Source organism: Ruegeria sp. AA6, from assembly GCF_056542865.1.
In genome coordinates this window covers 132,066-151,189 of the sequence record NZ_JBQGAN010000005.1, presented here as the reverse complement: position 1 = coordinate 151,189, position 19,124 = coordinate 132,066, and the positions used below count along the sequence as shown (strand labels likewise).

General features: G+C 59.2%; 20 protein-coding genes. 12 read left to right on the top strand and 8 right to left on the bottom strand.

Features of this window, described 5'->3' with window-relative positions:
* Nucleotides 1–41: 41 nt before the first annotated feature.
* From napF to ACR0LN_RS09255, 8 genes are read left to right on the top strand one after another with little or no spacing between them, the layout of a single operon-like run.
* Nucleotides 42–557 (top strand): ferredoxin-type protein NapF, encoded by a 516-nt coding sequence (gene napF, locus ACR0LN_RS09290; protein WP_480429262.1) that lies wholly within the window; start codon nucleotides 42–44, stop codon nucleotides 555–557.
* Entirely contained in the window at nucleotides 554–847 is a 294-nt protein-coding gene (locus ACR0LN_RS09285) for a chaperone NapD (protein WP_480429260.1), read from the top strand. Before napF ends, ACR0LN_RS09285 begins: the two co-directional genes overlap by 4 nt.
* Complete coding sequence (gene napA / locus ACR0LN_RS09280) at nucleotides 844–3,336, top strand: nitrate reductase catalytic subunit NapA (protein ID WP_480429258.1); 2,493 nt, start codon at nucleotides 844–846, stop codon at nucleotides 3,334–3,336. Before ACR0LN_RS09285 ends, napA begins: the two co-directional genes overlap by 4 nt.
* Nucleotides 3,337–3,363: 27 nt before the next feature.
* Nucleotides 3,364–4,182, top strand: coding sequence for a ferredoxin-type protein NapG (gene napG / locus ACR0LN_RS09275; RefSeq protein ID WP_480429256.1), 819 nt, complete (start codon nucleotides 3,364–3,366; stop codon nucleotides 4,180–4,182).
* Nucleotides 4,179–5,096 carry a quinol dehydrogenase ferredoxin subunit NapH gene (gene napH / locus ACR0LN_RS09270; RefSeq protein WP_480429254.1) on the top strand — a complete coding sequence of 306 codons (918 nt, stop codon included), beginning with the start codon at nucleotides 4,179–4,181 and terminating at the stop codon, nucleotides 5,094–5,096. The genes napG and napH overlap by 4 nt, the downstream gene beginning before the upstream one ends.
* A gap of 12 nt (nucleotides 5,097–5,108) precedes the next feature.
* A complete protein-coding gene (locus tag ACR0LN_RS09265) occupies nucleotides 5,109–5,546 on the top strand; it encodes a nitrate reductase cytochrome c-type subunit (RefSeq protein ID WP_480429252.1) in 438 nt (145 codons plus the stop codon).
* Between the two features lie 29 nt (nucleotides 5,547–5,575).
* Complete coding sequence (locus tag ACR0LN_RS09260; protein ID WP_480429250.1) at nucleotides 5,576–6,277, top strand: NapC/NirT family cytochrome c; 702 nt, start codon at nucleotides 5,576–5,578, stop codon at nucleotides 6,275–6,277.
* Nucleotides 6,278–6,290: 13 nt separating this feature from the next.
* On the top strand, nucleotides 6,291–6,548 hold the full coding sequence (locus tag ACR0LN_RS09255) for a hypothetical protein (protein ID WP_480429248.1): 258 nt from the start codon (nucleotides 6,291–6,293) through the stop codon (nucleotides 6,546–6,548).
* 29 nt (nucleotides 6,549–6,577) lie between these two features.
* Here the strand turns inward: ACR0LN_RS09255 and ACR0LN_RS09250 are convergent, their stop codons facing one another.
* A complete protein-coding gene (locus ACR0LN_RS09250; protein ID WP_480429246.1) occupies nucleotides 6,578–7,510 on the bottom strand; it encodes a GlxA family transcriptional regulator in 933 nt (310 codons plus the stop codon).
* Nucleotides 7,511–7,607: 97 nt separating this feature from the next.
* Between ACR0LN_RS09250 and ACR0LN_RS09245 the strand changes: the two genes are divergently transcribed.
* Genes ACR0LN_RS09245 through ACR0LN_RS09235 form a run of 3 tightly spaced genes read left to right on the top strand, consistent with a single transcriptional unit; the run spans nucleotide 7,608 to nucleotide 11,569 of the window.
* Nucleotides 7,608–8,768, top strand: a complete 1,161-nt coding sequence (locus ACR0LN_RS09245; RefSeq protein WP_480429244.1) for an acyl-CoA dehydrogenase family protein — start codon at nucleotides 7,608–7,610, stop codon at nucleotides 8,766–8,768.
* A 2-nt stretch (nucleotides 8,769–8,770) separates the two neighbouring features.
* Entirely contained in the window at nucleotides 8,771–10,786 is a 2,016-nt protein-coding gene (locus ACR0LN_RS09240; protein ID WP_480429243.1) for an acetate--CoA ligase family protein, read from the top strand.
* A 3-nt stretch (nucleotides 10,787–10,789) separates the two neighbouring features.
* Entirely contained in the window at nucleotides 10,790–11,569 is a 780-nt protein-coding gene (locus tag ACR0LN_RS09235) for a carnitinyl-CoA dehydratase (protein ID WP_480429241.1), read from the top strand.
* Between the two features lie 4 nt (nucleotides 11,570–11,573).
* Here the strand turns inward: ACR0LN_RS09235 and ACR0LN_RS09230 are convergent, their stop codons facing one another.
* On the bottom strand, nucleotides 11,574–12,815 hold the full coding sequence (locus ACR0LN_RS09230) for an acyl-CoA dehydrogenase family protein (protein WP_480429239.1): 1,242 nt from the start codon (nucleotides 12,813–12,815) through the stop codon (nucleotides 11,574–11,576).
* Nucleotides 12,816–13,060: 245 nt separating this feature from the next.
* Between ACR0LN_RS09230 and ACR0LN_RS09225 the strand changes: the two genes are divergently transcribed.
* A complete protein-coding gene (locus ACR0LN_RS09225; protein ID WP_480429237.1) occupies nucleotides 13,061–13,669 on the top strand; it encodes a GntR family transcriptional regulator in 609 nt (202 codons plus the stop codon).
* Here ACR0LN_RS09225 and ACR0LN_RS09220 read toward each other — a convergent pair.
* From ACR0LN_RS09220 to bioB, 6 genes are read right to left on the bottom strand one after another with little or no spacing between them, the layout of a single operon-like run.
* Nucleotides 13,666–14,430: a methyltransferase domain-containing protein gene (locus ACR0LN_RS09220; protein ID WP_480429236.1), complete on the bottom strand. Its 765-nt coding sequence runs from the start codon at nucleotides 14,428–14,430 to the stop codon at nucleotides 13,666–13,668. The two genes, ACR0LN_RS09225 and ACR0LN_RS09220, sit on opposite strands and share 4 nt — an antisense overlap.
* On the bottom strand, nucleotides 14,427–15,047 hold the full coding sequence (locus tag ACR0LN_RS09215) for a pimeloyl-ACP methyl esterase BioG family protein (protein WP_480429234.1): 621 nt from the start codon (nucleotides 15,045–15,047) through the stop codon (nucleotides 14,427–14,429). Before ACR0LN_RS09215 ends, ACR0LN_RS09220 begins: the two co-directional genes overlap by 4 nt.
* Nucleotides 15,044–16,330, bottom strand: a complete 1,287-nt coding sequence (gene bioA / locus ACR0LN_RS09210) for an adenosylmethionine--8-amino-7-oxononanoate transaminase (protein ID WP_480429232.1) — start codon at nucleotides 16,328–16,330, stop codon at nucleotides 15,044–15,046. Before bioA ends, ACR0LN_RS09215 begins: the two co-directional genes overlap by 4 nt.
* Nucleotides 16,327–16,947 carry a dethiobiotin synthase gene (bioD, locus tag ACR0LN_RS09205; protein WP_480429230.1) on the bottom strand — a complete coding sequence of 207 codons (621 nt, stop codon included), beginning with the start codon at nucleotides 16,945–16,947 and terminating at the stop codon, nucleotides 16,327–16,329. Before bioD ends, bioA begins: the two co-directional genes overlap by 4 nt.
* Nucleotides 16,944–18,077, bottom strand: coding sequence for an 8-amino-7-oxononanoate synthase (locus tag ACR0LN_RS09200; protein ID WP_480429228.1), 1,134 nt, complete (start codon nucleotides 18,075–18,077; stop codon nucleotides 16,944–16,946). Before ACR0LN_RS09200 ends, bioD begins: the two co-directional genes overlap by 4 nt.
* On the bottom strand, nucleotides 18,074–19,054 hold the full coding sequence (gene bioB / locus ACR0LN_RS09195; RefSeq protein ID WP_480429225.1) for a biotin synthase BioB: 981 nt from the start codon (nucleotides 19,052–19,054) through the stop codon (nucleotides 18,074–18,076). The genes ACR0LN_RS09200 and bioB overlap by 4 nt, the downstream gene beginning before the upstream one ends.
* Between the last annotated feature and the right edge of the window lie 70 nt (nucleotides 19,055–19,124).

Sequence of the window (19,124 nt, the reverse complement as noted above, 5' to 3'; positions counted from 1 at the left end):
GATTATCCTAGAAAGGGAATCAGCGCGAACAGTCCAGCCATATGAGCCAACTGACCAGCCGACGGGCGTTTCTGAGCGCCAGAATGTTCCAGGATGACAGCAGTATTGTTCGTCCTCCGGGGTCAGTTGCGTCCGGCTTTACGGATCAATGCACCAAATGCGGCGATTGCGCTGAGGCCTGCCCGGAAACGGTAATATCCTTTGATGCCAAAGGGTTCCCGGTTTTCCAACCGGTCGACGACCCCTGCACCTTTTGTGGCGAATGCGCCAAAGCCTGCCCCACGGACGCGCTGCAGATAGAACAATTGGCAAGTTGGCCGTGGCGCGCCGAGCTTCAGGAAAACACCTGTCTGTCCATGAACGGAATAAGCTGCCGGGTCTGTCAGGACAATTGCGAACAAAACGCCATCCGCTTTCGCCTGCAGTTGGGTGGGCGGGCCGCGCCGTCGCTGGACGTCGACGCCTGCACCGGATGCGGCGCCTGTGTGGCCCTTTGCCCGGTCGATGCAGTTGCACTTGGCCGCCAACCCATCCCTCAAACGGAAGCACAGCAATGAATGTCTGCGGTTGTCTCATCCATGTCGCCCCCGATCAGGCCGAAGCCGCAGCGCAGTCCATGCGCGCCACACCGGGGGTCGAGGTCCATGCTCAGGCTGATGACGGCCGGTTCGTGGTCGTCGTCGAAGACACATCCGATCGCCTCGCGTCCGAGATCATAATGGATCTGCACCAGATCCCCGGGGTGATCTCGCTGACGCTGACTTATCACCATTTCGAGGATCTCGCGGAAAGTGCTCCGCATCCCGATGCCCCAAGCCAAACCACCAGCCGGAGGCTCACGCTATGACTACATCAGAATCTCGCCGGACTTTCCTCAAGGCCTCAGCGGCGGCCGCTACTGCCTCTGCCGCAGGTATTCCACTGGCCACCGGTCAGGCCAATGCGCAAATCGGGGTGCCTGACATTCGATGGGACAAAGCCGCGTGCCGGTTCTGCGGCACCGGTTGTTCGGTTCTGGTCGGCACCAAGGACGGTCGCGTTGTCGCCACGCAAGGCGACCCCGACGCGCCCGTGAACCGCGGCCTGAACTGCATCAAGGGCTATTTCCTGTCCAAGATCATGTACGGCAAAGACCGCCTGACCACGCCGCTGCTGCGCAAAACCAATGGCGAATACGACAAGAATGGTGAATTCGAACCGGTCAGCTGGGACGAAGCCTTCGACGTCATGGCAGCGAAATGGAAAGAGGCTCTCGCCAAGAAAGGGCCGACAAGCGTTGGCATGTTCGGCTCGGGTCAGTGGACGGTCTGGGAAGGCTATGCCGCATCCAAGCTGATGAAGGCCGGATTCCGGTCGAACAACATCGACCCCAACGCACGGCACTGCATGGCCTCGGCTGTGGTCGGTTTCATGCGCACTTTCGGTATTGATGAGCCGATGGGCTGCTATGACGATCTTGAGCACGCGGATACCTTCGTGCTGTGGGGATCGAACATGGCCGAGATGCACCCGATCCTGTGGTCGCGCCTGACCGACACGCGCCTGACCAAACCGGGTTGCGAGGTGCATGTGCTGTCGACCTTCGAGCATCGCTCGTTCGAGTTGGCCGACAACGGTATCGTGTTCGAACCTCAGACCGATCTGGCGATCCTGAACTACATCGCGAATTACATCATCCAGAATAATGCGGTGAACGAGTACTTCGTCAGGAACCACGTCAACATTACGAAGACCGCGACGGATATCGGGTACGGCCTGCGTGAAACCAATCCGCTGCAGCAAGAGGCCGCGAACCCGGACTCCGGCAAGCTTGAGCCAATCAGCTTTGAGGAATACGCCGAAGCCGTTGCGCCTTATACATTGGAATACACGTCTGAATTGTCCGGCGTTCCGGCCGAGCAGTTGGAGCGCCTTGCCCAGCAATATGCCGACCCGACCCGGAAGGTCATGAGCTTGTGGACCATGGGCTTCAACCAGCACACCCGCGGGTCGTGGGTGAACTCGCTGATGTACAACGTCCACCTGCTGGTCGGTAAGATCTCCGAGCCGGGGAACTCGCCTTTCTCGCTGACAGGTCAGCCCTCGGCCTGCGGAACGGCACGTGAGGTCGGCACCTTTGCCCACCGCCTGCCCGCCGACATGGTGGTGGCGAATGACGAACACCGGAAGATTTGCGAAACTGCTTGGAACATCCCCGAGGGCACCATTCCGCCCAAGCCCGGTTTCCATGCGGTGCTGCAGCACCGCAAGCTGAAAGACGGCGATCTGAACGCCTATTGGGTGCAGTGCAACAACAACATGCAGGCCGCGCCCAATATTAACGAGGAAGGCTATCCCGGTTATCGCAACCCGGACAACTTCATCACCGTATCGGACCCCTATCCAACGGTCACTGCCGTTTCCGCCGACCTGATCTTGCCCACCGCCATGTGGGTCGAAAAAGAAGGCGCGTATGGCAACGCCGAACGCCGCACTCAGTTCTGGCGGCAGCAGGTAAAAGCGCCGGGTGAGGCAAAGTCGGATCTGTGGCAGCTGATGGAGTTCTCAAAACGCTTCACCGTTGAAGAGGTTTGGGGTGAAGAGCTGCTGGCCAAGATGCCCGAGCATCGTGGCAAGACTATGTATGACGTGCTCTATGCGAACGGCAAAGTCGATCAGTTCCCACTGTCCGAGACGGCAGAAGGCTTTGACAACGACGATGCCGAGCATTTTGGTTACTACGTCCAGAAAGGTCTGTTCGAGGAATATGCCGATTTCGGTCGTGGCCACGCGCACGACCTTGCTCCGTTCGAGATGTACCACGAGGCGCGCGGCATGCGTTGGCCGGTCGTGGACGGCAAAGAAACGCTCTATCGGTTCCGCGAAGGGTATGATCCCTACGTGCCCGAAGGGGCGGACGTAAAGTTCTACGGTCACAAGGACGGCAAGGCCAAAATCATCTTTGCGCCGTATGAACCCGCCGCCGAAGTACCGGACGAAGAATATGATCTGTGGCTGTCCACTGGTCGCGTGTTGGAGCACTGGCACTCGGGCTCGATGACCCGTCGCGTGCCGGAACTGCATCGGGCTTATCCGTCTGCGGTCGTCTACATGCACCCCGAAGATGCCAAGGATCGCGGTCTGCGTCGTGGGCAAGAGATCGTTCTGTCCACTCGCCGTGGCGAGGTCACCAGCCGGGTTGAGACTCGTGGGCGCAACAAGGTACCGCGTGGTCTGGTCTTCATGCCGTGGTTCGATGAGCATCAGCTGACCAACAAGCTGACGCTGGACGCGACCTGCCCGCTGTCGAAAGAGACCGACTTCAAGAAGTGCGCCTGTAAGGTCGAGCGCGCGTAACCGGACCGGATCGCACAGGTAGTCCCCATGTCTCTGGTCGGTACACCCCTCTCGCCGCAACGGCGCCGTTTCCTGCAGGATACGGCGCGCGCGGCAGGTGGCTGCGCGGTCGCCGGGTTTGCGCTGGCCTGGCTGGCCCGCGACGCCCGCGCGTTGCCGGCTGAGGCATTGCGTCCGCCGGGTGCCTTGTCAGAGGAGACGTTCCTGTCGGCCTGCATCCGCTGCGGGTTATGCGTGCGGGACTGCCCTTACGATACACTGAAACTGGCCGAGCTTGGGGTGGATGCCGTCGCCACCGGCACGCCTTATTTCACAGCGCGCGATGTGCCTTGTGAGATGTGCGACGACATCCCCTGCGTCGCCGCCTGCCCCACAGGCGCGCTGGACCCGGGGCTGGAAAATATCGACGACGCAAAAATGGGCGTGGCGGTTCTGGTCGATCAGGAAAACTGCTTGAACTTCATCGGGTTGCGTTGCGACGTGTGCTACCGCGTCTGCCCCGTCATCGACGAGGCGATCACGTTGGAAACCGCGCATAACGAGCGATCCGGTCACCATGCAATGTTCATCCCGACTGTGCATGCCGACCGCTGTACCGGCTGCGGTGTGTGCGAGAAAAGCTGCGTTCTGCCCGAAGCCGCCATCAAGGTTCTGCCGGCACGGCTGGCGCGCGGCAGCAGCGCGGATCACTATCGCAGAGGCTGGGAAGAAAAAGAGGCGCATGGAGGCCCTCTGGTCGAAGGCGTCATCGACCTGCCCGACCGTCTACCGGGGCCAGGCACGGATAATCTGACAACCCCGGGCGGTTTCACGCCGTCCTATGACTTGCCGGGGGTGGGACAATGAGCGCCCGCACAGGTATCCCGGTCGGTCACGAAGCGATTGAAGCCAAAGGCTGGATCGGTGCGCACCGTTTTCTGCTACTGCGCCGCGCGAGCCAGTTGTTCTTTCTGGCCCTGTTCCTGTTGGGCCCATGGTTTGGCATCTGGATCGTACAAGGCACTCTGGCCGGTTCGCTGACCCTCGGTGTGCTGCCCCTGACCGACCCCTTAGTCCTGCTACAAAGCATAGTTGCCGGACACTGGCCTGAACTAACCGCTTTGGTCGGCGGGCTGATCGTACTGGCCGTCTACGCTCCGATCGGAGGCCGCGTCTATTGCTCGTGGGTCTGTCCGATCAACCCTGTGACCGACGCCGCCAACTGGCTGCATCGTCGGCTGGACCTGCCGAAAGGCTGGCAACCGAAACGCGTTACACGCCTTTGGGTGCTGGCCACCGTGTTGATCGTCTCAGCCCTGACAGGCGTGATCGCGTGGGAGTTGGTCAACCCGATCACCATGCTTCACCGCGGACTGATCTTCGGCACAGGCTTCGTCTGGGCGATGGTGGCAGCGATCTTTGTCTTTGACGTGTTTGTCTCACGCCACGGTTGGTGCGGGCACCTGTGTCCGGTTGGCGCGTTCTACGGCCTAATCGGCAGCAAAAGCCTGCTGCGCGTCAGCGCGTCAAACCGGGCCGCCTGTGACGATTGCATGGACTGCTATGCCGTCTGCCCGGAAAACCAGATCATTTCCCCCGCACTGAAGGGGAAACCGGGCACGACGCCCCTGATCCTGTCCCCGGACTGCACCAATTGCGGCCGCTGCATCGATGTCTGCGCGGTCGACGTTTTCACCTTTACTCACCGGTTCGACGACCAGGTCGCCGCACCTACTGATCCAATTTCCGCGCCTGATAAGCGCGCAGCCAGACCTATCTAAGGGAGTGCCAAGATGAAAAAATCAATCGTGACAGGCGGAATTGCCCTGATCCCCGTTTTGCTCCTGAGCGGGTTCGCCCTTGCCCAGTCCGCCCAGGTGGAAACCTTGCGAGGGGCAGACGTAGATGAACCCATCCCGCTGGACCAGGTCCACAAGACAATCGAGGGACGGATGGTGCGGAATTATCGCCAACAACCGCCCCTGATCCCGCATTCGATCGAGCAATATCAAATCGACACGCGCACCAATCAGTGCCTGTCCTGCCATGATTGGACCAAGGCAGGCGAACGCAACGCGCCGACCCTGTCGATGACCCACTACCTGGACCGTGAAGGGAACGAGTTGGACCACATCGCGGGCACCCGTTATTTCTGCAATCAGTGCCACGTGCCTCAGGCAGATGCACCAGCGTTGGTCGACAACGTGTTTGAGCCGTCGTCCGGCAACTAATCCAACGCAAATCTGAAAGGAGCACCCATATGGCAGACTCCCCCGAAAACCGCGGTTGGATTGGCCGCATCTGGAACGCGATCTGGACTCCGACCGTGCTGTTCAGTTCCGGCTTTCTGGTTCTGGCCGGATTTCTGGCCGGCATCCTGTTCTGGGGTGGGTTCCACTGGACGCTGGAACTGACCAATACCGAGGAATTCTGTACCTCGTGCCACACGATGGAGGTCAATCTGGGCGAATATCGCGAGACAATCCACTACAACAACCACTCGGGCGTGCGTGCGATCTGTTCCGACTGCCATGTTCCGCACGAGTGGAACCACAAAATCAAGGCCAAGATCATGGCCGTGAAAGACGTCTATCACGAGCTGGCCGGAACCATCAGCACCCCCGAGAAATACGAGGCGCATCGTCTGAGCATGGCTTCGGCCGTCTGGAAAAAGATGAAAGCGTCAGACAGCCGCGAATGCCGGAACTGTCATAACTTCGACTATATGGACTTCACCATTCAAGAGACCCGCGCCGCGTCCGAGCATCAGCGCGCCATCGACGAAGGCATGACCTGCATCGACTGCCACCAGGGCATCGCGCACAGCCTGCCGCCGAACTACCTTGAGACGTATAAAGAGATTACCGACCAATTGGCAGGTGAAGCCTCGGGGTCTGTTCACGATCAGGTCGCAGATGGCGGCGCGGAAATCAGATCATTCCTGACCAACAGCGCAGATTGATGAGGGGCAAGATATGCTGGAACTTCTGGGAACAATCGGAGCCAACATCATCAGCCTTCCGGGCATTCTGGGGCTTGCGCTTGGTATGATGACCCGCCGCCTCTGGTTGGGGGGCGTGATGGGTGCTGTGGTCGGTATTTTGGAAACGTTGATCTTTGCGCATTGGAATTTTGCCAATGTCGGGACCATTGAACTGTTGATCGCTGTCGTTATCGGCCTGTGCGCTGGCACGCTGGGTTCGGTGATCCGCATTAAGGGTGCCTCTGTCTGATCCAGTTTCAGTTTAGGCCTCGGGCAACCCTATCCACGATCATCAAGGGCCCCGCTGCGGAATGCAGTCGGGGTCTTTCCAAATTCTGATTTGAACGCTCGTGTCATTGCACTGGCATTTTCGTAACCGCAACGGCTGGCGATTTCCGCGATGGATTGCTCGGTCTCTTCCGCCAGTTTCCGCGCCAGATTCAGTCGCAACCGTCGGTACAGCGCCTGCGGCGTGGTGCGCAGTTCGGCCTGAACGCGCATCTCGAACTTTTTTTGCGAGCACCCGATCTTGCGGGCGACGTCCTTGATTACAAGCGGGGTTTCAAGGTTTCCCTGCATCACGGTCAGCGCGCGGTTGACCAGCGTATCCTCGGATTTCAAGGGCAAGGCGTATGAGTCGGTCGCGCTGCGGCTCATCAAAAGTTGCGCGACCTCCATCGACAATAGCGGGCCGTGATCGCGGCGTATCAGGGCAGAAGCCAGATCAAACGCGGCCATTGCACCGGAACAGGTCAGCCGGTTGCCATCGATAACAAAGCGTTCTTGCACCGCGTCAACGGCTGGGAAGGCTTCTTCAAACCGGGACAGCTCATCCCAATGAATCGTTGCGCGGTGATCATCCAGTAAACCTGCCCGCGCCAACAACCAGCTGCCGGTATCCAAACCCGCCAGTTGCGTGTGCTTTCTTGCTGCTGACAACAGGGCGCGTATCGTCGCGCGGGTATCCAGCTTGAGATACCCATAGGACGGCATGACAACCAGAACATCACCGCTCTGATCATTCAAAACGCCATGCGGCGCGACAACCAGACCGCTTGAGCTTTGGACTGTTTCCCCATCAAGCGAACAGAAGCGCCACGCATACAGGTTTTGCCGGGACAGCATATTGGCGGCACGCAGCGGTTCGACCATGTTTGCAAGGCAATGGTTCGAAAAACCATTAAACAGCAAAAAATTATAACGGCGTGTCAATTTTTTCTATCTCTGCATGATAACTGGCCAACTTTGCATGCCATGAACCTGACTGGTGACGTTTCATTCGTCAACCACCATCCAGGGAACACGCGCCATGCAGTTTGGTCTGTCAGATGAACAGGACATGATCGTTTCAACGGTCCGCAGCTTTGTCGAAAACGAAATCTATCCCCACGAGGCCGAGGTTGAACGTAGTGGCACCGTGCCGCTGGAGCTTGGCGAAGAGATCAAGCAGAAGTGCATCGAATTGGGCTTTTACGCCTGCAACTTCCCAGAAGAGGTCGGCGGTGCCGGTCTTTCACACCTCGACTTTACCCTTGTTGAGCGTGAGTTGGGCCGTGGCTCGATGGCTCTGACCCATTTCTTTGGTCGCCCTCAGAATATTCTGATGGCCTGCAACGACGATCAGCGCGAACGTTATCTATTGCCCGCTGTGCGCGGCGAAAAGATGGATGCGCTGGCCATGACCGAACCCGATGCCGGGTCGGATGTGCGCGGCATGAAATGTCAGGCTGTGCGCGATGGCGGTGACTGGGTTGTCAACGGGTCGAAACATTTTATCTCGGGCGCAGAGCACGCGGATTTCTTCATCGTGTTCATCGCCACTGGTGTGGATGAAACCCCTAAAGGGCCAAAGAAACGGATCACGACCTTTCTGGTGGATCGCGGAACGCCCGGCTTTGAAGTGCGCGAAGGCTATAACTCGGTCAGCCACAAGGGGTACAAAAACTACATCCTGTATTTCGACAATTGCCGCCTGCCCGATGCACAGGTTCTGGGCGAAGTCGATGGCGGCTTTGCGGTTATGAACGAATGGCTTTACGCGACCCGCCTGACGGTTGCGGCATTTTCAGTCGGGCGTGCGCGGCGCTGCTTTGACTATGCTCTGAACTACGCGGCCGAGCGCAAGCAGTTCGGCCAACCCATTGGCAAGTTTCAGGGTGTCGGTTTTCAGATCGCGGACATGATCACCGAAATTGACGCCGCTGACTGGCTGACGCTGTCCGCTGCGTGGCGTCTGGATCAAGGTTTGCCTTCGAACCGTGAAATCGCCTCGGCCAAGCTCTATGCGTCCGAGATGCTGGCGCGGGTCACGGATACCACTCTGCAAATCTTCGGCGGCATGGGCCTGATGGATGACTTCCCGATCGAGCGCTTCTGGCGCGACGCCCGCGTTGAGCGCATCTGGGACGGCACCAGCGAGATTCAGCGCCATATCATCAGCCGCGATCTTCTGCGTCCGCTGGGCGCCTGACGATGAGCAAGGACCTGACGCGCCTGCTACGCCCGAAGTCCATCGCCGTCATCGGCGGCGGCGCGTGGTGTCAGCAGGTGATCCTGCAATCGGAACGCATGGGATATGCAGGCCACATCTGGCCGGTTCATCCCAAGGCCGCCGATATCGCGGGGCACAGAGTATTCTCCCGCCTTGAAGACCTGCCCGAACCACCGGATGCCGCATTCATCGGCATCAATCGACACGCCACGATTGACGCCGTGCAGGCGCTTGCCAAGATGGGCGCGGGCGGTGCGGTGTGTTTCGCCTCGGGCTTTTCCGAGGCAATGGCTGAGGACAACACTGGTGGAGACCTGCAGGATCGACTGATCACTGCTGCGGGCGACATGCCCATTCTGGGACCAAACTGTTATGGCTTTATCAATGCGCTGGACGGCGCTTTGTTGTGGCCCGATCAGCATGGAGCCACACCGGTGGACAAAGGCGTCGCGATCCTGACGCAAAGTTCGAACATCTCGATCAACCTGACCATGCAGAAACGCGCCCTGCCAATTGCCTACATGGTAACGTGCGGAAACATGGCGCAGACCAGCCAGGCGGAAATTGCCTCGGCCCTGATTGACGACCCGCGCGTGACGGCTGTGGGTCTGCATATCGAAGGTTTCAAGGATATCCGACAGTGGGAAGCGTTGGCGGCAAAGGCGCATGAAAAAGGCGTTCCGCTGGTCGCCCTCAAGGTCGGTGCGTCCGAGCAGGCGCAGGCGGCGACGGTCTCGCATACCGCGTCTTTGGCAGGCAGCGATGCAGGCGCACAAGCGCTGTTGGACCGGCTTGGCATTCCGCGCCTTTCTGCCTTGCCCGACTTTCTGGAAACGCTGAAACTGCTACATTGCTACGGCCCGCTGCCGGGTGGCCGGATCGCTTCGATCAGCTGCTCAGGGGGCGAGGCGAGCCTGATTGCGGACATGGCCGTTGGCAGCGGTCTGACCTTCCCGCGTTTGACACACGACCAGAAGACCCGATTGCGAAACGCGCTTGGCCCGATGGTCGCGCTGAACAACCCGCTGGACTATCACACGTATATCTGGCGCAACGAGGAAGCGATGGCGCAAGCTTGGTCCGGGATGACTGGGGGCGAAATCGACATGACAGTTTCAATCGTTGACTACCCCACCACCGACCCGACCGACTGGACCTGCGCGTCCCGCGCCGCGCTGAAGGTTCGCAATGAAACCGGTTCAAGGTTTGCAATTGCCGCGACCCTGCCTGAACTGATGCCCGAAGATGTCGCGCAAGAGCTTGTATCTGGTGGCGTAGTCCCTCTGATGGGCCTGCGCGAGGCCTTGTCGGCCATCCGCGCGGCGGGGCAAGCCGCCGCTCCAGCCAAAGATCCGGTGTGTTTGCCCGGTACTGCGGACGCGACGCGCACCCTGACCGAGGCCCAAGCGAAACAGGCACTGGCTGAGTATGGCCTGCGCGTTCCGCAAAGCCGCACGGCGCGCGGCACAGAAGAAGCGAAGGCAGCTGCACGCGGCATGACCGCACCCTTTGCCGTAAAAGGCGTAGGACTGGCACACAAATCCGAACATGGTGCGGTGCGTCTTGGCATTCAGGTCGAGGACGTCGGCGATGTTGCCGCTGAAATCGGAACGGATACGGTCTTGATCGAAGAGATGATCACCGGCTCGGTGGCCGAGCTGTTGGTGGGGGTCATTCGCGACCCGGCGCATGGCTTCGTTCTGACCCTTGGCGCGGGCGGTGTTCTGACCGAAGTGCTGCGCGATACAGCCTCATTGCTGGTGCCCAGCACGCCGGATGACATTCGTGCTGCCCTTGGAAACCTAAAAATCGCGCCATTGCTGGCTGGCTATCGCGGCCAGCCGCCGGCTGATATGGATGCAATCATCGCTGCCGTTCAGGCCATTCAGGCCTATGTCATGCAAAATGCCGACACGCTTGGCGAGGTCGAGATCAACCCGCTTCTCTGCACGCCCGACACGGCGGTTGCAGTGGACGCCCTCATTCGAAAGGCCTGAAACATGGACCCGATCAAAACCAGACGCGAAGGCGCGATCCTTGAGGTAACGCTGGACCGACCCAAGGCCAATGCCATTGATCTGGTCACCAGCCGCATCATGGGCAAGGTTTTTGCCGAATTTCGGGACGACCCCGATCTGCGTGTCGCCATCCTGACGGGTGCCGGTGAAAAGTTCTTTTGCCCCGGCTGGGACCTGAAAGCCGCCGCCGATGGCGATGCCGTTGATGGCGATTATGGCGTGGGGGGGTTCGGCGGCCTGCAGGAACTGCGCGACTTGAATAAACCGGTGATTGCAGCCGTGAACGGCATTGCCTGCGGCGGTGGTTTGGAACTTGCACTGTCGGCCGACATGATCCTCGCTGCTGACCATGCCACCTTCGCTCTGCCCGAAATCCGCTCGGGCACGGTTGCGGATGCGGCCAGTGTCAAACTGCCCAAGCGCATTCCTTACCACATCGCGATGGAGCTGCTGCTGACAGGCCGCTGGTTCGATGCCGAAGAGGCCAATCGCTGGGGTCTGGTGAATGAGATCATCGCCGCTGACCAGTTGATGAACCGTGCGTGGGAACTTGCACGGCTGCTGGCCTCGGGTCCGCCGCTGGTGTACGCGGCCATCAAGGAAATCGTCCGCGATGCAGAAGATGCCAAGTTCCAGGACGCCATGAACCGCATCACCAAGCGCCAGTTGCGCACGGTTGATGTTCTATATGCCAGCGAGGATCAGCTGGAAGGCGCGCGTGCTTTTGCGGAAAAACGCGACCCGGTCTGGAAAGGTAAGTAAGAAATCAACGCTTCGGCGGCGTCAGCCACTGTGCTGACATGCCGAAGTTGGACTCTTTAATCTCTTGCTTTGCGATGGCCTGCAGGTGCACCTCGTCCGGGCCATCCGCATAGCGCAACGCCCGTGCCCACGTGTAACTGTCGGCCAGCGGCGTGTCCGGCGTCATGCCCATGGCGCCGAATACCTGCATCGCCCGATCCGTCACCTTGGCGTGCACATTCGGCGCCACCACCTTGATCAGCGAAATCTCGCGCCGCGCCGCTTTCGCTCCGACCTGATCGATCTTCCACGCCGCCTGCAGGGTCAGCAAGCGCGCCTGTTCGATCTCAAGCCGTGATTTTGCGATCCACTCGCGGATCACACCCTGTTCCGAGAGCTTTTTGCCAAATGTCGTCCGCTCTTGCGCACGTTCGACCATCAGGGACAATGCCATCTCGGCCGCGCCGATCGAACGCATACAGTGATGGATACGCCCCGGCCCCAACCGCGCTTGCGCCAAGGCAAACCCACTGCCCTCTTCCCCTAACAGGTTGCCAGCAGGCACACGCACATCCTTGAACACCAGTTCTGCGTGACCCTCGGGGTCATGCATGTTCAGAATTGTCGGATTGCGCACAATCTCAAGGCCGGGCGTGTCCTTTGGAACAATAACCATGCTCTGTTGCTTGTGCCGATCTGCATTGGGGTCGGTCTTTCCCATGACGATGAACATCCGGGTGTTCGGATGGCAGGCATTGGTAATGAACCACTTGCGACCGTTGATGACATACTCATCCCCCTCACGCCGGATCGAGGTGGTGATATTGGTCGCGTCCGAGCTGGCCACGTCCGGCTCGGTCATCGCAAAGGATGAGCGGATTTCGCCGTTCAGTAGCGGCACCAGCCATTGCTCACGCTGCTCGGGGGTTGCGAACATGTGCAGCAGTTCCATGTTGCCCGTGTCTGGCGCATTGCAGTTGAACACTTCGGACGACCAACTGACCTGCCCCATCAACTCGGCAAGCGGTGCATATTCCAGATTGCTCAACCGTGTGCCGGGTTCATCGTCACGCAACGCCGGTAGAAAAAGGTTCCAAAGCCCTTCGGCACGGGCCAATGCCTTGAGATCCTCCATGAAAGAGACTGGAAATGTGCCCGCCTCGATCTCTTCCTTATGTTCGCGGATACGGGGATAGATATGTGCTTCCATAAAGCGTTTAAGCTGGTCGCGGAATTCCACGGCTCGCGGCGAAGGGGCAAAATCCATGGCGGTCCCTTTTCAGGCTGTTGAGGTTCCCCGTAGCCTAGCCGCGACCAATGCGTTTGTGAAACCTACTTGCCTGTTATTCCAGTCCTATTCCGTTAGGTCATTCCAGTTAAAGATCCTCACGCCACACCATTTTGAGTTGTCCGCAAGGCACGATCTGGAGCATTACAGCTCTGTTGCTCAACCTTCTGCTTAGCGATAATCCTCGGGAGTTATTAAAGCTGCGCCAAAGTGACGGAGACCTCGTGTCCGAAAAACAGATCAAGAAATCGGATGACATAGCGCATAAACTGTCCGCGCGAATTGTCAGCGGCGCTTTGAAACCGGGCGAAAAACTGCGACAGGACCTGATCGCACGAGAGTTTGGGGTCAGTCAGGTGACCGTGCGCGAAGCCTTGCTGCTTCTTGCCTCCAAGGGATTGGTGGTCGGCTTGCCACGACGGGGCATGTGCGTAGCCCCTATGGATCAAAGCGCTATTCAAGAGCTTCGGGTCATGCGTCGTGCGCTGGAACCGGTGGCGTTGCTGCATTCCGTACCGAACCTGACCGCACGCCAGATTGCAGATATCGAGCGGGTGCACGAAGAATGTGACAACGCTCAGTCAGCGGAAGATTGGGAGGATGCCAATCAAAGTTTTCACATGGCTGTCATTGCGGCCTGCAGCATGCCGCGCATGATCGCTGAAATCCAAAACCTGCAGCTGCTATACGCGTGGCATTTCAACAATTTGCACACAGGCAAATGGAGACAGCGCGCCGACCCGGACCACGCGGCCATTTTGGCCGCCATCAAGGATCGCGACGCGGCCAAAGCGCATTCCGTCATGCAGCGACACCTGACCCGTCTACCCTAATCCACTGCCGGCTTTCGCGCGATGATCCAAGTCGGGTGATACGTCAGCGATACCCCCTGTGCATCACCAAAGCGCCGGGAATAGTCATTGCTGAACGCTAGAAGACTGGATTTTGTCCATGGCTTCTGCGCGCGCCCATTCACACCGGTTTTGCGCAGATGGTCCAGCACCTTTCTGGGCGTGGAGAAACGCATCTGCCGTTCATCCTCGCCAAATGCAACGACGTCCAATATCCCGTCCACCGCGGCGACCAAATCCTCGGCCCCGCACAAACCCGGTGCCTTGGCTGACGAACCGACATGCAGCAATTCACGGTACTGCCCCGGGCCGAAACCTGAAACCGCCAGCCACCCCCCCGGTGCCAATGCGGCGGCCGCTCGGCGCAGGAATGTAGCGGGGTCAGGAAGCCATTGAATCATAGACGCTGACACAATCAGATCCGGGTGCATGGGCCATGCGATCTTCTCGGCGTCGCCGCACAGAAAATCCGCACCATATTCATAGGCCGTTTCCTGCGCTTCGGGGGCCAAATCATTGATTGTCAGCTTTTCAATCGCAAACTGCGCACAAAGCCGCTGGGTCAGAAGGCCCGTGCCACAGCCAAATTCCAAACCTGACGCAAATCGTTTCGGCGCACCGCTATTGCTCAGGTCTTGCGCCAGACGTTCGGCGATCCGGGCCTGTTGGCAGGCCGCATCGTGATACGAATGAAAACTGCGGCTGAAACTGCGTTGAACGCGATCGATCAAGGGGGCATTCATACGAGCCACTCCTGCCAGTATTGCCCGGCTCCAAAGGGGACATGATGTCCGGGAATGGATCGGACCGCGTCTTTTTGCGTGGCCCAGGCCGCGTGTTGTGCCTGCGATGGAATGATCCGGTCATTCTCAGGTATCCAGATCCGGTCAAAGCTGATATCGGGCGCTGCGCCGCGCTCGATCACCGAATAAAGTTCGGCCCTTGCCGCATCTATGTCGATCTCGGGCGCGGGACCGTTCAGTCCTGCCCGACGGCAGAACTTGCCAAAACTGGCAGTGCTCAGATTGTCCGCCGTAGCACGGATCATGTCTGGTGCAATGCCGCGTGCAGAATCCGCTGGGAACAGGGTCCCACTCACAGCGATCATGCGATCCGGGCGCAGACCGGTTTGCGCCAACCAATGCGCCGCCGACGCCACGCCAAATGAAAAGGCAAGCAGGTTGATCCTGTCATATTGCGCGAGATCAGTCAGTGGATCATCCAACTGGGTGAAATCCTCGACCAGCAGAACATCCATGTCCCCCGCCATTCCTTCGAAAGGCGCTGCACCAAGAGCCCACCCCCCGAAGACCACAAGCACCTCATCGGTGCCCAAGCGAGACAACCAGCGCTGTTTCATGACATCCCCCGCGCCAGCGAGACCATGGCCAACGTCACGCGGCCGAGTTCGTCCGGGGACATGATGTAGGGTGGCATGCAATAGATATTGCGCGCAAAGGGGCGCAGCCACACGCCGGTTTCTTTAGCCAGTCCATGCGCAACCGAAGGATCAACCCAGCCTTCCATTTCGATAACACCGATAGCGCCCAGAACACGCACATCTGCGACACCGGGCAAGCCCCGCGCCGGGGCCAGTTCCTGCGCCATTTGCTCGGCAATACCCGCAACTTCGGCACGCCAATCCCGGACAGAAAGCTGCTCGAGGCTGGCTACTGCCGCAGCGCAGGCCAGCGGGTTGGCCATGTAGGTCGGGCCGTGCATCATGACCCCGGCCTCGCTCTCGCCGATCCGACGGGCGACTGTTTCGGTGGTGACGGTTGCAGCCAGAGTGATATGTCCGCCGGTCAGCGCCTTACCAAGGCACAGGATATCCGGAACAACACCTGCGTGATGCAGGGCAAACAGCTCTCCGGTGCGGCCAAAGCCGGTGGCAATCTCATCGAAGATGACCAGCACGTCATGCGCCTTGCACATCTCGTATGCCCGTTGCAACCAGGTCGGGTGATAGAAATACATCCCCCCTGCCCCTTGTACGACGGGTTCAAGGATCAACCCCGCGATCTGATCGGCTTTGATTTCCAGCAGTTGTTCCAGCGCGTTCAGGCCGTTCAGATCACCATCCTCGGACCAGTCCTGTCCAAAGGCGATCTGCGGGCGCGGCAAAAAGTGCTGAACGGACAGAGCGCCCGCAAACAGCCCGTGCATGCCGTTGACCGGGTCACAGACGCTCATCGCTTTCCACGTGTCACCATGATAACCACCCCGAATGGTGGCGAATTGCGTACGTTCTTTGCGGCCCCGCGCCATCTGATATTGCACCGCCATTTTCAGCGCGACCTCGATGGCTACCGAGCCACTGTCGCTATAGAAAATGCGATCCAGCCCATCGGGCAACAGGTCAACCATCTTGCGGCCCAGCTCAATCGCCGGAAAGTGGGTGAGCCCTCCGAACATCACATGCGGCATCTGATCCAACTGCGCCTGCATCGCCTTGATGATCGCCGGGTGACGATGCCCGTGTACTGCACACCACCAAGATGACATTGCGTCGATCATCCGGGTTCCGTCGTCGGCAGTCAGCCAAACGCCCTCGGCCCCGGTGATCAGGTGCATCGGGCCGGGTTGCAGCACGTTGGTATACGGGTGCCACAGGTGGCGGGCGTCAAACTCAAGCGGGGTCACAGGGCGCTCCGAATTGCTTCGACGTCGATACCGGTAAATGCCTCGGCCAGGCTGTCGCGGGACAACGGATCAATAAACGGCAGTCGGCCCAGATGTCGGGCTTTGTTCATGTCGGCAATGGTCTGTTCAACATCCGGCTCAGCATCGCCGACAAAGGCAACCCCGACCACATTGCAGCCAGCATTGCGCAGCGCCATCAGGGACAGAGTTGTGTGATTGATCGTACCCAAAGCTGTACGCGCCACCAGCACCACCGGAACCTGCCACTGCGCGATCACATCAAGGAAAAACACCCGGCGATTGAGCGGCACCATCAGCCCACCCGCACCTTCGACGACCAAAGTGCCGTTTACCTCCGGCAGTTTCAGGCGCGCGGGATCAATCTCAATCCCCATATCCTCGGCGGACAAATGCGGCGACGCCGGCATGTTCAGCCGATAGGCTTCGGGCAACACTTCGGCCCCGGACAAATCCTTTACAATCTGCGAATCCGTCGCCTCTTCCAGCCCCGATTGCACCGGCTTCCAATACTGCGCGCCAAGGGCTGCGGTGAGGCCCGCCGCGAATACTGTTTTGCCAATACCGGTGTCTGTCCCGGTGACAATGACGGTGCTCATGCGGCCTCACTTTGATGCTGTGCCAAGGATTCAAACAGGGCAGAGATATCGGACATCGAGACATTGCCAGTGACCGATACACGCAAACGCGACGTGCCGCGCGGAACTGTTGGCGGGCGAATGCCTCGAACATCGAACCCCTGCCCCTGCAACTTGGACGCCATTGCCATTGTCCGCGCATCATCCCCCAGAATGACCGGGATGATCTGGCTGTTCAGTGTGTACTTGGGCAAGCCTATGCGCACGGCTTCAATATGGGCGTGGTGCATGCGTGTTACGGCGGCCTCGGGTAATGCGGTGTCGGATTGCATATGCTCTAGCACTGCCCGCACCAGCGCCGCGTTAAACGGCGACGGGGCGGTTGCAAAAATAAACGGGCGCGCGCGATTGATCAGCGTGTCGATCATGACTTGCGAGCCACAGATCAAACCACCCGAAACGCCCAAACCCTTGCCGCAGGTGTGCAATGTCAGAACTTCGGACTTCAGGCCATGCGCCAACCCTCGGCCATTGGGCCCAAAAACACCGGTCGCGTGGGCTTCGTCGACGATCAGAACAGCGTCGTGCTCGACGGCCAGATCGGACAGCGCATTCAAGGGAGCGATGTCCCCTTCCATGGAATAGACGCTTTCGACAGCGATCCAGATTTGGCCTGCGCCGCCACCGGCCAGCCAGTCGGACAGAACGCGCCGTGCATCTGCCGCATCATTATGGGCAAAGGCGCGCGTGTCGGCCCGGCCCATGCGCATGCCCTCGTGGGCGCTGGCATGGACCAGATCGTCATACAGGATCAGGTCTCCGGCTGCGGGCAGGGTCGAAAAAATCGCCTGATTGGCTTGAAACCCACCCCCCATGAACAAAGCAGCCTCAGCCCCGAAAAACGCCGCGGCCTCCTGCTCCAATGCTTCATGTTCCGGGTGGTTCCCGCGCAACAGCCGCGATCCCCCCGAGCCAAGAGGAACATCGCGCTGCAATGCCTTCTGCGCAGCGTCACGCAGAAATGCGGATTCTGCCAAACCAAGATAGTCGTTTGACGCGAAGTCCAAGCCGCGCCTCGGGGACAGCACCCGGCGGCGATGCCGGGCACTTAGCGTTTCAAGCATCGAGTTCAGGCGACCCAATGCTTTCATTCAGCCGCTTCCGCGCAGCTTTGCCCCGCTACGGTTTCAGCTTCCAGCCCGAGCTTGGCAAACAGGACAGCGTCCTTGTCTTCCTCGGGGTTTTCTGCGGTCAACAGCGTTTCACCCACAAAGATCGAGTTAGCACCGGCCAGGAAACACATCGCCTGATGCTCATCGCTCATATCGCTGCGGCCTGCCGACAGACGCACATAGGATTTTGGCATCATGATGCGGGCGGTCGCGATCACGCGCACAAACTCGATCGGGTCGATCGGCTTTGCGTCGGCCAGAGGTGTGTCTTCCTGTGGCATCAGCATGTTAATCGGAACGGATTCAGGTGCCGGGTCCAGATTGGCCAGCGTTAGCAGCATATCGATGCGGTCTTTGATTTCCTCGCCCATGCCAAGGATGCCGCCGGAACAGACTTTGATTCCTGCCTCTTGCACACGTTGCAGTGTATCAATCCGGTCCGCAAAGGTACGGGTGGTGATCACCTCGGGGTAATAGCGCTCGGACGTGTCGATGTTGTGGTTGTAATAATCAAGCCCCGCGTCACGCAGACGGAAGACCTGATTTTCGTCCAGCATGCCTAGGGTCATGCAGGTTTCCATGCCCATTTCACGGACACCTTCAACCATAGCCACCAATGCATCCATGTCGCGCTCTTTCGGCTCACGCCAGGCCGCGCCCATGCAGAACCGGGTCGCGCCGCCATCTTTCGCTTTGCGCGCTTCGGTCAAAACCCGCTGAACTTCAATCAGTTTCGAGGCCGACAGTTTTGAGCCGTTGCGGGCTGACTGCGAGCAATAGGAACAATCCTCGGCGCAGCCGCCTGTCTTGATCGATAGCAGCTTGGAGGTCTGGATCTTGTTGGGATCAAAATTCTCACGATGTACGGTTTGCGCGCGGAACAGCAAATCCATTAGCGGAAGATCATATACGGCCTGAGCCGCCTCGCGGGTCCATGTCGGGGAGGTGTTTTCCATTTTATCGATAATCTGTCCAAAACTCCATGCCTGACATCTGTAATATCGATACAAGGCTAAACTACAACTG

Excerpts from the sequence above, each read along its gene's own strand:
- napF (WP_480429262.1), top strand. The coding sequence starts at position 42 with ATGAGCCAACTGACCAGCCGACGGGCGTTTCTGAGCGCCAGAATGTTC.
- ACR0LN_RS09285 (WP_480429260.1), top strand. The coding sequence starts at position 554 with ATGAATGTCTGCGGTTGTCTCATCCATGTCGCCCCCGATCAGGCCGAA.
- napA (WP_480429258.1), top strand. The coding sequence starts at position 844 with ATGACTACATCAGAATCTCGCCGGACTTTCCTCAAGGCCTCAGCGGCG.
- napG (WP_480429256.1), top strand. The coding sequence starts at position 3,364 with ATGTCTCTGGTCGGTACACCCCTCTCGCCGCAACGGCGCCGTTTCCTG.
- napH (WP_480429254.1), top strand. The coding sequence starts at position 4,179 with ATGAGCGCCCGCACAGGTATCCCGGTCGGTCACGAAGCGATTGAAGCC.
- ACR0LN_RS09265 (WP_480429252.1), top strand. The coding sequence starts at position 5,109 with ATGAAAAAATCAATCGTGACAGGCGGAATTGCCCTGATCCCCGTTTTG.
- ACR0LN_RS09260 (WP_480429250.1), top strand. The coding sequence starts at position 5,576 with ATGGCAGACTCCCCCGAAAACCGCGGTTGGATTGGCCGCATCTGGAAC.
- ACR0LN_RS09255 (WP_480429248.1), top strand. The coding sequence starts at position 6,291 with ATGCTGGAACTTCTGGGAACAATCGGAGCCAACATCATCAGCCTTCCG.
- ACR0LN_RS09245 (WP_480429244.1), top strand. The coding sequence starts at position 7,608 with ATGCAGTTTGGTCTGTCAGATGAACAGGACATGATCGTTTCAACGGTC.
- ACR0LN_RS09240 (WP_480429243.1), top strand. The coding sequence starts at position 8,771 with ATGAGCAAGGACCTGACGCGCCTGCTACGCCCGAAGTCCATCGCCGTC.
- ACR0LN_RS09235 (WP_480429241.1), top strand. The coding sequence starts at position 10,790 with ATGGACCCGATCAAAACCAGACGCGAAGGCGCGATCCTTGAGGTAACG.
- ACR0LN_RS09230 (WP_480429239.1), bottom strand. The coding sequence starts at position 12,815 with ATGGATTTTGCCCCTTCGCCGCGAGCCGTGGAATTCCGCGACCAGCTT.
- ACR0LN_RS09220 (WP_480429236.1), bottom strand. The coding sequence starts at position 14,430 with ATGAATGCCCCCTTGATCGATCGCGTTCAACGCAGTTTCAGCCGCAGT.
- ACR0LN_RS09215 (WP_480429234.1), bottom strand. The coding sequence starts at position 15,047 with ATGAAACAGCGCTGGTTGTCTCGCTTGGGCACCGATGAGGTGCTTGTG.
- bioD (WP_480429230.1), bottom strand. The coding sequence starts at position 16,947 with ATGAGCACCGTCATTGTCACCGGGACAGACACCGGTATTGGCAAAACA.
- ACR0LN_RS09200 (WP_480429228.1), bottom strand. The coding sequence starts at position 18,077 with ATGAAAGCATTGGGTCGCCTGAACTCGATGCTTGAAACGCTAAGTGCC.
- bioB (WP_480429225.1), bottom strand. The coding sequence starts at position 19,054 with ATGGAAAACACCTCCCCGACATGGACCCGCGAGGCGGCTCAGGCCGTA.